Here is a 13,041-nt window from a genome sequence, read left to right on the forward strand (position 1 = left end):
CAAAATTAGATCAGGAAGAAATCATTTAACCTAATAAAAGTTAGAAGAGTGTGACTGGCGAATACTATATTTGTACAGATTTACTAATTGATAAAAATCTGCTTTTTGTTTAGCAAAATAAGCAAATCGAGCGAAGCCTTTACTTATTTTCGTTTCTTCCAATAATTCAGCTTTAAGATGGTAATCATTAAAGTCTAACAATGCTTGGTGATTAATCTGAAGGTTATTAAAATTTTCATTTGTAAATACATTTTCAGAAAAATGTAAACAAAAGTCTAGGTCGGAATAATTTGAATCGATTTGTATTATAACACGATAAGCATCAAGAAGTTCAACGTATCCAACAAGTTTTTTGAGATGAGAGCATCCGACTATTACTAATGAATTTAATATTGCTTTGTTTGGTTTGGTTAGTATAATTTCTGTATTGTAAAATGGAACGATTGGCAGCAAGTTTTGATCAAGTATATATTGAATAAGTGGTTTTATGCTGTCTTTCGGTTTCCCACTATAGATCCAATAATTTGCTAGGGTTTTGCAAATTGATCGATGGATATCTTTGTCGAAAAATGGAATCTTAAAGCTTGGCTGATAATCAATTGTATCTATTCTAACATTATATTTGTTTTCAGTTTTAACTTGCGATTTCAGATTTGGTCGATCTTTTTTCAATTGTGACAAAAGTTGGTTCAAATATTTTTCATTAGGTGCCTCTATTTGAATTTGTTCTATTCCCGTTGTTTCATCAATTGTTGAATTTAGACTTGGTTTGGCTAACTCTGTACGGCCATTTGCATAGACTTTAATCTTGCGATTACCTATATTGGCGATAAAATGTTTTTCGTTTCTGTTAGATATTTGATTTACACCTAGCATAATGCAATAAGGAAGGAAAGCTTTTTCTAAAGTTGCATCGATTGAGTGTCCGAATAGGCTATTGTGTTTTTGGCATAATAAGTTTTTTGCTTTAAGTTTTCCTCCAATAGATTTCGGAAAAATATGTTCATTAGAACTTTTATGCGTATGATCAGATACTGGCAAATAGCAATTGTTGTTCATGTTTTTGGCAAAATGACGTATAACGAACTAGGCTTACCGACGTTGTCCGTAGCTGAGTCTCGAAGAGACGTTAGCGTCGGCACGATTTCTTGCTAAGCAAGAAACGTGACGGAGGACAATGTGGCTTTAGCCCGAGCAAGGGTGAGCGAAGCGAATCCCGCAGCGTAGCGGTAAGGCGTAGTTAGCCGCAGTAAAAGGACTAGTTGGCAACATTTATCAGCCACTCTATTAATCCGGCATTTACACTGAGTTCGGAGAGTTTATTTGCATCGTAAAAAATGAAATTTTCCAAGGTAGATTCTTTTATATATTTTTCTAGATCTTGTGTGGGTGAGTGTGTTACAAAGAAAACCTTTTCGTAATCTTGTTCAAAACCGTCGAGCCTTTCTAAATAGTCTTTATATATGCTTAGATTACTCTGTGCCTTGACTTGAACTATCGCTCTTTCATTAGTGATAGGTGAGATAAGTTCTATGTCTATGTTTTTTGTTGTTTTGCCTAATACTCCAATTCTTGACCATCCTGAAGATCGGAATAGTAGATCAACAAAATTTTCAAAATCATTAGGATTTAACTTTTTAATTAAACTAATCAATGATTTTCTTAATTCTGCTAAATTTAGTTCAACTGATTTATGCTCAGCACTTTGAAGTCCATTAATTTTATTGAGTAGATATTCTTTTTCTTTTATATCGCAAATAGTGCCTCTAAATCCCTGAACTTTAGTTAATCTACCGCTTAGATTTTGGATGAAAAGAGTGTTGTTGTGTAAGTCTATATCCTTCCAACCTTTTATTGTTTTTCTTTCTTTAGTTCCATCAGGATTTAGCAAGATTTCTTCGTCTGCATAACAATACCACAATTTAGATTGATAGAATGTTACCCACATTGTAGTTTTTGGCTCTTCAAAAAATTTTCTTATTTGATTTCTATGGCTAGTCGTAGAGGACTTTTCCGTTTTGTATTTTTCTTTAATTTCAACTAAAACATCTTCCCATTGCCCATTTTTGCATTTTATAAAATCAATTGCTTCATAACCCAATTTTATTGAAGAATTTATTTCTATTGATTCCTTTTCAAAAGAACCGCTGTTTCCTAACTTAATGAATAGTATATTACCTGGTTTTTCCATAGATTTCCTTTTATGGCGGCTAACGAACTAGTGGAGACGACGTTCCCTGACCCTGAGTCCCGAACGGGACGTTAGGGACTGGCACGTAGCTTGCGTATGCGAGCGAGTGACAGAAAGGGAATGTGGCGCAGCCCAAGCGAGGCCAGCAGTGCCGAAGCGCAGCGTTTCCATGCTGTTATGCGAAGTAGTGTAGTTTATTTTACAATATTTTTATTTATTTTATTTAATTCTTTCAATTGCTCTTCTAAGATATTCTTATGATTTAAATCTTTTATTGTTTTGGATATGTTACTTTGTTCATTAATAATTATTTCCATTTTTTCTATCATCGTTTTAGAATGATCTTCACCTTTACAGAAAAACTGTAAAAGAGCTAAGAGAGAACCACTAAATCCTACTGTAAGTGCATATTCAACGGACTTGGCTAAGAATTTTTGGATTTTAGGTTTAATCTGTTTTTTATCAATAATTAGTGTTTTGAAAGTTCGTAATTTCCATACCCTAAATCGATCTAATAAATCTGGTTCTCCAATTAGAGATGTTACTTTAGTATAAGATGAAAAGTATTTCCAATATTTTATTTGTATTTTCTTTTTTAGTAATTTGTTTGGATTTTTAACAAAATCTAAAAAGATTTCTTCTTCAATTGGCATTAATTTTTTACTCCAGCATGGAGTTAAAGAAACAAATATATCACCGTTTGCTATTTGATTGAAGTTAAGGCGAGCTCCATACTCAATTTCAGTTTCATTAACTATTTGATGGTTTATGTTTAACCTTCGATGACGATTAAATGTACGATACCCATAAAAGACTTCAACATAGTAATTATCAAGTCCACCTCGACTTCCTCCTGGGCAAACTTCGTAAAGATATATGTTTTTTAGGGTTTCTTCTCCAAATTTTCTCTCTATGCTTTTAAATCTGTATTCGGAAAGATTATAGAATTGCTGAAATACTGTTATTTTTTCTGATAAATTCATAAATAATTTAATTAAAATTTACACTATTTCGCATAACGAACTAGGCTACCCGACGTTGGCTAAGCTGGCGCGACACTTGCGTATGCAAGAGGAGTGACAGTAGCCAATGTGCCTTTAGGCCGAGCGAGGGTGAGCAATGCGAATCCCGAAGCGTAGCGGGTAAGCCGTAGTTATGCGTCGTTGACCTTATTTATCCTTAGGCGTAAGTCTAATTTTTATGTTTTTAATGCCAGAACCGTCTCTAACATTTAATTCTATCTCTTTATTAATTTCATGTTGTATTAGTTCATCGTAAGTGATCCAGGCGTCCCCAATATAGTCATGATTTTGCATATCGTGATCATATAAGCCAATTTGAAGCAAGTCACCTTCTTTCAAAGAATACTTCCGCTCAATATTGAAAGTGGGATTGAGTTTGTTTGAGATTTTATCAGAAGTGAAGACAATTTTTCCATTCTCGAAGATTTGCAAAAATGGATCAGGTAACTCTTGGAAAATATCCCATGATTTGTTGTTTGAGGGTTTTAAATTTGAAATTTCAGCTTTTATATATTTAATAATATAATCACCTTGCTTGAATTTTGTAGATTCAAAATCTATTCTTGTGGTATTTAAGGGTTTTATTGTTTCGTATTCAACAAATATTGGAACTTCTTTTTGAGAGGCTTGAAAATATTTATTAACCTCATGAGGATCTGATATTATAGTTGGAACTTTTTGGTTGTTTGAAAGTCCAACTAGTTTAATACGACTTTCAAGTTTAAATTCGCCAAGAGTATAAGAAATATCGGCAGTTGGTAAAATATTAGAGAGAGATAGCAGTTTCATTTTTGCTTCGCTAGAAAAAGATGATTTATTACCGCTAATAACATAATGTATTGACCAACCGTAATATATTCTTTTTAAGAAAACATCTGCAGAATCAATGGGCTTTCCTTCAGGTAAATATGTTGCGGTCTTTGAAATATGATATACTGAAAGTAGAGCATAACGATCATCTTTTAAATTTGAAAAATTGCCATTAATGAAACCCAAGAAATTTGCGTTTGCTATCAAGGAAGCTTCATTATCTAAAATATTGATTTCAGAAATATATTGCTCTTCATTTATGATTTCAATCTCTCCTTTTTCAAAGGCTTTATCGTTCTGATTTTTGAAGTTTGTATCGAAAGTACTTCCTAGAAGTCTATTTGTAATTCCAACTGGAGCAGGTATCTTTATTGAGTCTCCTGCTAAATATTGAAATTTCATAGTTGATTGATCTTGTGAAAAAATTTTCATACATAACATGAAAATTAAGGTAGTAATAACGAGTTTTCTATACATAATATTTTTCTTTGGTCAATGACGCATAACGACTAAGCTTGCCGACGTCCCTCGTAGCTGAGCCTGTGAAGGAGGCGTTAGCGTCGGCGCATCTCCTTGCATTTGCAAGGAGTGTGACGGAGAGGGATGTGTCGCAGACCGAGCGAGGGTGAGCAGTGCGAATCCCGAAGCGATGTGGTAAGCGGTAGTTAATTGCAGTTGGTATTTTATTAGATTAGATAAAAATACGAAGTGTAGTGAAGTCAAGCGCGCAAATTGTCTTATTCTTTTCTTAATTTAGTGCGTAAATCGTTAGCATCGCTTGAAAATCAGTATCAGCATTCGAGTTAGTAACTCTTAAAGGCTTTCGTCTTTTTCATTTCTTTGTTTTTCAATTTGCGCGCTTTCTTATTTAATTTTTACCAATTGCAATTAACGAACTAGGCTTACCGACGTTGGCAGACGGCACGTCTTCTTGCTCAGCGAGAAGCGTGACGGAAAGCCAATGTGGCTTCAGCCCGAACGAGAGCGAGCATTGCGAGTCTCGAAGTGAAGCGGTAAGCCGTAGTTATGCGTAGTGGCTGTGTTTTTGCTATGCGCTTTTACTTTTCAAATGGATTATTGGTTCTGCATCTAAAGCTTTCGCAAGACGATTGATAAAGGAAAGTGATAAATTAGTGTAATTTCCAGATTCAAGTCTTGCAATCGCAGGTTGCGAAGTCCCTATTTTCTCAGCTAAATCTTTCTGGGTTAAATTTCTCTTTTTTCGGAGTTTAATGATTTCTTTAGCGAGTGTAAATTCATTTGAAAGAGCATCGTATTCTTTTTTGAAATTTTTATTTTTAAGCTCTTTATTTAAAAGTGAATCAAAGTCTTTAATTTTCAATTTCATATTAATTCTCCTTTGAATGTATTCATAAGTTTATATGCTTTATCTAATTCATCTTTATCTGTTTTTTGATCTTTCTTAATAAAACCAGAAGTGATTATAATGACTTTTCGTTTCTGAAAAAAGTAGAATAATCTGCAAATATTAGATCCTTGCTTAATTCTTAGTTCAAATAATCCTGTATAGCCTTGGATTTTCTTTGAAAACGGCTCTCTGAGTTCAGGACCGAATTCAGCCAGTAGTTCAATTGTTTTAAAAGCTTTTGCCTTGAGTTTATTTTCTAGTTTTAGAAGAAAATCTTCTGCAGGCTCTAGGAGCTGAATTTTGAACTTCACGATTAAATTATATCATATTTGATATAATTGTCAAGCTTCGTTTTTGTAATAATTTTCCAGCCATTACGCATAACGAACTAGGCTTGCCGACGTTGGCTAGACTGGCACGAGATTGCTCAGCAAGCGCAGTGACAGTAGCCAATGTGGTGAAACCCGAGCAAGGGCGAGCTGTGCGAGTCCCGTAGCGAAGCGGTAAGCCGTAGTTATGCGTCGTCCCGTTAAATAAGAGAGTAAGCAAAGCCAAATCTCAATCCTAACTCAATCTTAAATTCTCTTAATATAAGAAAGGCAATGGTTTTGAACATAAGCTCGCAATCATCTAAGGATATGGGCGGAGTGTATGGATTTAGTAAGAGGTTATTATCTTTACTAACTTTCTTTTCAGACCAGTGAATTAAGTCGTTTCGTAGAAGTCTGAGATGATCAATATTATCTAAAATATCTATGTCGATAAGATTAGTTTTTCTAATTGATTCAATCTTTTTTGCAATGGGGTTTCTATCAGAGTTTTTCTCTTTAATCTTTGCATTATAAATGCTATTTATAAAGTATTCAATTATAAACCACCCCAGGATGATTGAACTAGGAAAATCTAGGCTAAGATAATGATATAAAGACGAAGAGTATAAACTTAATACACGAATTTTTGGAAGGCTATCTGCTATAAGTGCTATATCTTTGAAAGCTTGATAAAGATATTCTAATCGAATTTCTTGTCTACTATAGATTCTTCGATCATCAATTAGAGGTTTGGAGTATAATTGAAGAATCCTGCCATAATAATATTTTCCTGATTCTCCATCTAGACCTGTTTCATCGTAGGGAAGCCCTTGATAGATTGTTGACCGCAGTAGCTCTCTTTGTGCAGTCGGTCTTGGTTTAAAATAATCAAATTTTCTTTTTTTTACTACTGCTGAATCTATCAGTACTTTGACGCAATTAATAAAATCAAAATATAATAGATTTAATTGTGTTCTTGTATCGAGTTTTTCGAAAAAAGATATTTCTTTATTTATATGTTCTTCGTATAATTTTTCAATTAACTCATGCCTTAAATAAATCATTCCATCGCGCATTATTAATATCTTATAGTTTTTATCTCCATATTTAGCCTTCCATTGCGTCATTTTACCTTGAAATTCGTTTTCACTAAGTTCTTTTGTTAAATTTGGCATTGGCCCTGCCCAAAATGGAGGATTGGTAAAAAAGCCTACAAATTTTCCTTCAAACATAATAATTATTTAGTGATGACGCATAACGACTAAGCTTGCCGACGTCCCTCGTAGCTGAGCCTCCGGAGGAGGCGTTAGCGTCGGCGCATCTCCTTGCAAATGCAAGGAGTGTGACGGAGAGGGATGTGTCGCAGACCGAGCGAGGGTGAGCAGTGCGAATCCCGAAGCGATGCGGTAAGCGGTAGTTAATTGCAGTTGGTATCGTATTAGATTAGATAAAAATACGAAGTGTAGTGAAAGCAAGCGCGCAAATTGTCTTCTTATTTTCTTAATTAGTGTAAATAGTTAGCATCGCTTGAAAATCAGTATCAGCATTCGAGTTAGTAACTCTTAAAGACTTTCGTTCTTTCCATTTCTTTGTTTCTCAATTTGCGCGCTTTCTTACTTAATTTTTACCAATTGCAATTAACGAACTAGGCTTACCGACGTTGTCCGTAGCAGAGCCTCTGGGGAGGCGTTAGCGTCGGCGCGACTTCTTGCTAAGCAAGAAGCGTGACGGAGGACAATGTGGTGAAACCCGAGCAAGGGTTGCGTAGCAATCCCGCAGCGAAGCGATAAGCCGTAGTTATACGCAGTGGGTAATTAAGACCAAATAGTTTTTAATCCAGAAACTTTATATTTCTTCATTTCTGAATCTTTAGAAATGAATGTAAGTTTTCTCGAGATACATTGCCATATGAGCATTCGATCAAAAGGATCTCTATGGAAATCTTCCTTGAGATTATGATAAGATGAGGCTTCCTCTTGATTTAATTCAATGATATTAATATTTAATTTTTCAAGAAGCTTAGGAATATCCTCTGGTTTAAAACCAGAGAGTTTAAGTTTACCGAGTTTATATTTTAAAGAAATTTCCCACAAAGATATAGAACTTACTGAAATTTGATTATCTTGATCCTGAATAATCATAGTAACTTTTTTACTTAATTGTTTTGAGTCACCAATGACCCAAAGTAAGGCATGTGTATCTAAAAGGTATGCCATTTAAATATTTAGAAATTCCTCCTCAGTAATGGAGAAATTTTTTTCAAATGATATTTTGACCTTTCCGTCAAGTATCCCAATTTTTCTCTTTACATTGGTCTTTTGATTAACCGGAACAATCATGGCGATTGTTTTCTTATTTTTACCAAAAAGAATACCGACCCTTTCACCATTCTTAACATATTCAAGTACTTCAGAGAAATGGGACTTTAGCTCACCAACAGGAAAAGATTTCATAATATTTTAAACTTAACTTAAGTTGACAAGTTGTCAAGAAAAGAATTTATCTTTTTTCTTATTTGGAATTAGCTTTTGCCCATTGCGTATAACGACGCATGATTGTCGAAGTTCCGCGCGTCCGAAGGACTTGGCGCGAGACTTGCGTATGCAAGACGAGTGACAAAGCGGAATTTGGCGAAGCCCAAGCAAGGGTTGCGAAGCAATCCCGCAGCGCTGCGACAATTTTTAGTTATCTGCTGTGCGCGCCCCGAATGTCTAACCGAGCGAAGCCACGGAAGGCTGAGCCGGTTAGGGAACACCAATAGAATTGCTATTTAAGATTTAACGTAATGGTGTTTAAATATCCAAAAGGTCTTTGGGTTTAACCTTTAATCGTTTAGAGAGCTTGAAAATTGAATTAGCAGTAAAATTAGCCCTGCCCGCTTCAATATCCTGTAAAGTCCTTACAGGAACAGCATAATCGCCTTCATCCATATTTTCTTGAGTAAGTCCCTTTTCCTTTCGAACTTTCTGAATATTCTTTCCGACTTTTATTAAAAATTCTTCGAAATCCACACACGGTATATTGCGGCATAGTTGACAAAAAGTGAACGCAGTATACCGCGGGGCATGTATTCTTTACGAATCTCTGCTCAAAAAGGTCTCTTTATGACGGAAAAATCTAAAAACAAGTCTCAAGGTATTGTTCGAAAACGACCTAAATCGGAGATCATAAGAAGAATTTCCGAGGAAGAAAAGAAAGCTTTCTATCAGCAGCTAAAAGTTGCGAGAAAAGAAGCTAACCTTACTCAAGCACAGGTCGGTAAGATTATTAAAAAAAGCAGAAGTCAGATTTCAAAGATAGAATCCGGTAAATGTAGGTTGTATATGGACGAGTTTTTAAAGTTCATGAAGCTCTATAAAAAATCTCCCTTTTTCTTTTACTCTGTATTTACTACTAGTGCGGTCATTAAAGCACAGAAGAAAGTCCGAGTCAAATCTGCGAAGCAGTTTTAACGAGGGCAATTAGAACGAGTTAAGTGTAAATTCTGCGTTCCGATCGCGAAGCGTTCGGGTGAACCGGTTCGTGAGAACCGGGACAAGCTTAAATTTATATTTCGTCTATAATCGGCCTCTAAACCTTTGCTTAATCAAATTAGTTATTCTTGTGTATAATTTAGGTTCTTGTTGTTCTCTGTCTTTAAGCGCAATTACTAATGAGTATTCTTCATTCTCTTTGGCAATTTTTTCGCCCCAAGGAAAATCATTTCTTGTTACCACAACAAAATAACGAGAGTTGCCTTTAGGCTGTTTTAAAGTCCATGTAGATGATTGGATTGTTCCATTACTACGGGCTTCAGAAGTTATATTTCTATTATTTGTGTATTCTGGAATATTCTTATATGAATCTTTTGGAGTCTCTTTGTCAAACATAGTAACTACTTTATCCAAGGAGTCGCCTTTAACAAATTTAAAGAAAAGACGCGTCGCTTTATAGCTTACTCTCGTATTTCTGACAAAAGAATAATACGACAACGTAATGGTAATCTCTCTTTTTCTTTTCCCAGAAAAATACTCTGGAGGGAAAGGAAGTTCGTAAAAATGATTTTTATCATTTTGAATTGTGTCTGTAGCATATAAAACCACAACGTCTTCAGATGAACGATATAAAAATTCCTCATCGACTTTTCCGTATCCTACAAGACGAAGTTTTTCATCTTCCTTTAATTGATTTGGCAAATTCAAAAATTCACTCCGAGCATTGCTGATCAGCAAGGCTCGAACAAGTAGAGCCGAAGCGTTGCTGATCGATGAAAATGCTCGACCAATTAAATGAGTAATATACGGAGCCGAAAAACTAGTCCCCCAAAATTCAGAGAACAAATTACTAGAACTAAATTGGTTATTTAAGCTAATTTCGCCGAGTCCATGTTCTAAAATCATTTTAGATCTATGATCGAAAGCTAAATTGCCTGCATAAGCAACTAAATCAGGTTTTATGCAGCCTGCAACTCCAGGTCCGGATCTTGAAAATGGAGAAACTGATTCAATATGAGCGATAGGCTGATATGAAGGATCATTAGGATATCTTCCCGCTGTTCTTGATTTATCATATCTAGAAATACCGCCTATCGTTAATACATTAATTGCGTTACTTGGCTCTAATATTTCTGAATCAAGAAGAAGATAATTAGGGTATTTGAGTCCCCTTTTCAATTTATCTTGAATGACAGATTTATTCAAATTACCACTCGAAACAACAAATAAGATATCCAATTCGTGCGATAGATTATCTAGCATCATTGATAAGACTCCGGCCTTCCCTCCTTTGTAAGGTCTCTTTTCATCTCCTATTGATAAATTAAATACCTTACAACTATATTCAGAATGGAATTCTTTTACCGCTCTCTCTATCTGATTTTCAATAAATTCTTCATTAAAATCATTATTTTCATCCAAAATCCTGCCGCTTAAAATCCAAACATGTGGGATAAAGGTTTTGCTATTTATAGAATTTTCAATATTACCGTAAGTGGCAATACCTGCAACAGCAGTTCCATGACCGGTAGCGTCCGTCGGGCTTTCTGAATGTATATACGATCGATTATCGCCAACCACGCCTTTCAATAAAGGATGATTGGAATTGATTCCACTATCCAACACTGCTACTCTTGTTGCAGTATCAGGAAGAACAGCAGGTGAAGGTAATTCTGTTAGGTCTGTTTGTAAAAGAGAATATTCTAAGGTGTATCTTGGAGGAATATCAATTGTCCTCACATCTCGGTAGTGAAACAATGATTCACAATTTTTTTTATTACACCGAACTCGTATGATCGTTACGTAATCGTTCGATATCGAATCAAGAAAAATAATCTCTTTCTTTTCTAACCAATCCTTGAAGGAAGCGAGCATCTTGGATCGAGTTGCAGATTGATCAATCGGCCATAGCTCAACATCTAGGAGAAAATTTTCAGACTTAGGAATTCCTTCTTTTCTAAGTATTTCGCCTTTTCTATCCTCCGGGGTCCACAAATCAATTGCCCTCGACGCCTCAATAAGATCCTTGCGCGTAACATTTCCCGTTGCGCCAAAGGTTGCTAATCGTTTTTCGAATTCATCCAATGCTTCTTCTGCTGCAAACAGAAGTACGATTTCATTGTCTTCCTGACTAATAAATTGAAATCCTGGAATTGTTTCAAATTCAGAAGCATCATAACGGTCTCTTACTTTAAGTTTTAGTAATAATCTATCATCAAATCCGGGGAATTCATCGTCTCGAAATCGATCTTTAGCCGATTTGATTTGACTTGTGAGTAAAGTTGCATGTTCTTTCGGATTTGTGTCAAATTTAGGTGGCGGGAATGATCGTCCACGTCGTTCTTTGATTAAAGTTTCTTTTTGAAATCTAATGTGTTCATATACTCCAGGCATTTAAGTATTCTCCTGTAGTCGTCTCTTTCTGGCCTCTTCCCGAGAAAGGGAACTTTCGATTTGACGATCCTCCAAGAATTCTTTTCCTTGAAGAATCATATCTTTTATTGCTCTTCTGATTATTCTTTCAATATCAGCGTGACTTAATCCCTTTAATCGATTTGCTAGTTCCCCTATCTCAACTAATAAATTCCGTCGAACACCTTTTAATTTTAATTCTAACAATTTCTTTATTTGCTCTAAATTTGGAAGAGTAAAAGATAAAACCTCCTCGAAACGGCGCCAAACTGCAGTATCTAGATTTGATTCGTGATTTGTTGCAGCTATCAAGATGCTATCACCTCTATAACCGTCAAACATCTGGAGTAATGCATTAACAACCCGCTTTATTTCGCCATGTTCTGAGATATCCGCTCTTTCTCTTCCTAATGCGTCAAATTCGTCAAAAAGAACAACGAATCTATTATTCTTTATATAATCGAAGATGCTGCGTAAATTCGATGAAGTCTCTCCAAGATATGAGGAAACAATGGAATCAATTCTCAATATAGCCAGAGGAAGTTCAAGTTCATATGCTAATGCTTCTGCAGTTATCGTTTTCCCACAACCTGGAGGGCCATAGAAAAGAATTTTATCTACAGGTTTAAGCCCGTATGTTACAAGAACATCTTTGCGATTTTGTTCTAACAGTATTTCATCAATTAATGAACGGTTTTCATCTGAAAGAATAATGTCATCAATTGAACGCGAGGGCATCATGACTGATAATAAAGGCAGTCCTCTCTCCTTATCAAGAGGTACATTATGATTTAATATTTTTAAGTTATTTACATCAGTTTGCTTTCCATACAAAATTCGCTCTAAGTCATTCGCAAGAAGATGATGTTGTTTAGCACGCTCTTCTTTGATTATTTCTTCGGCTACTCGCTTGAAGGATTCTGTATCTCCATTTGAAGCTGACTGAAACATCGATCGTAAATGTTTTGCCGTTGGCATAATAATTCTCCGGTGCTATGTATATTCTCGGTATGATTGCAAAATAGAGGTATAAATCAAATTTCGAATTTTTACAACTTTCGAAATTAGCCTTTTCTCAATGCAAGGTAAATAATTATCCAAATTGTAGAAAGTAGGCTATAATACGAGTATATTTGCCCTTCGGACAAAAGTCTTTTAAACACTATAAAATGCTCTAAAACAGATTCTGCCTCGAGCTTAAATTGACCTGAATTCTAAGCCTGCCACGGACGGCAGGCGCTATAAATGAAGGGGCGCGACATGGCAGATAACGAACTAGGCTTGCCGACGTTGGCTAAACTGGCACGACGCTTGCCTTGCAAGAGGAGTGACAGTAGCCAATGTGGTGAAACCCGAGCAAGGGCGAGCTGTGCGAGTCCCGTAGCGAAGCGGTAAGCCGTAGTTATACGAAGTCGCAAGTCTATTCGTTTTTATATAAAGACAGAAGGTGAGA

The 13,041-nt window shown here is 35.6% G+C and carries 13 protein-coding genes; 1 reads left to right on the forward strand and 12 read right to left on the reverse strand.

Going from position 1 to position 13,041, the window contains the following annotated elements:
• Positions 1-30: 30 nt before the first annotated feature.
• The 10 genes from EHS15_RS17005 to EHS15_RS17055 all read right to left on the reverse strand — a co-directional run bounded on the left by EHS15_RS17005 (position 31) and on the right by EHS15_RS17055 (position 8,714).
• Positions 31-1,041 (reverse strand): HNH endonuclease, encoded by a 1,011-nt coding sequence (locus EHS15_RS17005; protein ID WP_167884272.1) that lies wholly within the window; start codon positions 1,039-1,041, stop codon positions 31-33.
• A 217-nt stretch (positions 1,042-1,258) separates the two neighbouring features.
• Positions 1,259-2,191: a restriction endonuclease gene (locus tag EHS15_RS17010; RefSeq protein ID WP_135761794.1), complete on the reverse strand. Its 933-nt coding sequence runs from the start codon at positions 2,189-2,191 to the stop codon at positions 1,259-1,261.
• Positions 2,192-2,385: 194 nt separating this feature from the next.
• The gene (locus EHS15_RS17015; protein ID WP_135761795.1) at positions 2,386-3,174 is read right to left on the reverse strand and encodes a hypothetical protein; all 789 of its coding nucleotides are present in this window, start codon (positions 3,172-3,174) and stop codon (positions 2,386-2,388) included.
• A gap of 186 nt (positions 3,175-3,360) precedes the next feature.
• Positions 3,361-4,425, reverse strand: a complete 1,065-nt coding sequence (locus tag EHS15_RS17020) for a C2 domain-containing protein (protein WP_167884273.1) — start codon at positions 4,423-4,425, stop codon at positions 3,361-3,363.
• Positions 4,426-5,071: 646 nt separating this feature from the next.
• Complete coding sequence (locus tag EHS15_RS17025; RefSeq protein WP_135761797.1) at positions 5,072-5,371, reverse strand: helix-turn-helix domain-containing protein; 300 nt, start codon at positions 5,369-5,371, stop codon at positions 5,072-5,074.
• Entirely contained in the window at positions 5,368-5,703 is a 336-nt protein-coding gene (locus EHS15_RS17030) for a type II toxin-antitoxin system RelE/ParE family toxin (protein ID WP_135761798.1), read from the reverse strand. The genes EHS15_RS17025 and EHS15_RS17030 overlap by 4 nt, the downstream gene beginning before the upstream one ends.
• Positions 5,704-5,921: 218 nt before the next feature.
• Positions 5,922-6,935: a hypothetical protein gene (locus tag EHS15_RS17035; protein WP_135761799.1), complete on the reverse strand. Its 1,014-nt coding sequence runs from the start codon at positions 6,933-6,935 to the stop codon at positions 5,922-5,924.
• Between the two features lie 582 nt (positions 6,936-7,517).
• On the reverse strand, positions 7,518-7,919 hold the full coding sequence (locus EHS15_RS17040; RefSeq protein ID WP_135761800.1) for a type II toxin-antitoxin system VapC family toxin: 402 nt from the start codon (positions 7,917-7,919) through the stop codon (positions 7,518-7,520).
• Complete coding sequence (locus tag EHS15_RS17045; RefSeq protein WP_135761801.1) at positions 7,920-8,156, reverse strand: type II toxin-antitoxin system Phd/YefM family antitoxin; 237 nt, start codon at positions 8,154-8,156, stop codon at positions 7,920-7,922.
• A gap of 339 nt (positions 8,157-8,495) precedes the next feature.
• Entirely contained in the window at positions 8,496-8,714 is a 219-nt protein-coding gene (locus tag EHS15_RS17055; RefSeq protein ID WP_135761803.1) for a helix-turn-helix domain-containing protein, read from the reverse strand.
• 21 nt (positions 8,715-8,735) lie between these two features.
• Here EHS15_RS17055 and EHS15_RS17060 point away from each other — a divergent pair, with 21 nt between their 5' ends.
• A complete protein-coding gene (locus EHS15_RS17060; protein ID WP_246052271.1) occupies positions 8,736-9,155 on the forward strand; it encodes a helix-turn-helix transcriptional regulator in 420 nt (139 codons plus the stop codon).
• Between the two features lie 105 nt (positions 9,156-9,260).
• Here the strand turns inward: EHS15_RS17060 and EHS15_RS17065 are convergent, their stop codons facing one another.
• Together EHS15_RS17065 and EHS15_RS17070 are read right to left on the reverse strand one after the other, a co-directional pair.
• The gene (locus EHS15_RS17065; protein WP_135761804.1) at positions 9,261-11,570 is read right to left on the reverse strand and encodes a S8 family peptidase; all 2,310 of its coding nucleotides are present in this window, start codon (positions 11,568-11,570) and stop codon (positions 9,261-9,263) included.
• On the reverse strand, positions 11,571-12,566 hold the full coding sequence (locus EHS15_RS17070) for an AAA family ATPase (RefSeq protein ID WP_135761805.1): 996 nt from the start codon (positions 12,564-12,566) through the stop codon (positions 11,571-11,573).
• Between the last annotated feature and the right edge of the window lie 475 nt (positions 12,567-13,041).

It is taken from the genome of Leptospira idonii, from assembly GCF_004770995.1.
GTDB classification, from domain to species: domain Bacteria; phylum Spirochaetota; class Leptospiria; order Leptospirales; family Leptospiraceae; genus Leptospira_A; species Leptospira_A idonii.

Excerpts from the sequence above, each read along its gene's own strand:
- EHS15_RS17070 (WP_135761805.1), bottom strand. The coding sequence starts at position 12,566 with ATGCCAACGGCAAAACATTTACGATCGATGTTTCAGTCAGCTTCAAAT.
- EHS15_RS17040 (WP_135761800.1), bottom strand. The coding sequence starts at position 7,919 with ATGGCATACCTTTTAGATACACATGCCTTACTTTGGGTCATTGGTGAC.
- EHS15_RS17025 (WP_135761797.1), bottom strand. The coding sequence starts at position 5,371 with ATGAAATTGAAAATTAAAGACTTTGATTCACTTTTAAATAAAGAGCTT.
- EHS15_RS17020 (WP_167884273.1), bottom strand. The coding sequence starts at position 4,425 with ATGAAATTTCAATATTTAGCAGGAGACTCAATAAAGATACCTGCTCCA.
- EHS15_RS17065 (WP_135761804.1), bottom strand. The coding sequence starts at position 11,570 with ATGCCTGGAGTATATGAACACATTAGATTTCAAAAAGAAACTTTAATC.
- EHS15_RS17045 (WP_135761801.1), bottom strand. The coding sequence starts at position 8,156 with ATGAAATCTTTTCCTGTTGGTGAGCTAAAGTCCCATTTCTCTGAAGTA.
- EHS15_RS17010 (WP_135761794.1), bottom strand. The coding sequence starts at position 2,191 with ATGGAAAAACCAGGTAATATACTATTCATTAAGTTAGGAAACAGCGGT.
- EHS15_RS17015 (WP_135761795.1), bottom strand. The coding sequence starts at position 3,174 with ATGAATTTATCAGAAAAAATAACAGTATTTCAGCAATTCTATAATCTT.
- EHS15_RS17035 (WP_135761799.1), bottom strand. The coding sequence starts at position 6,935 with ATGTTTGAAGGAAAATTTGTAGGCTTTTTTACCAATCCTCCATTTTGG.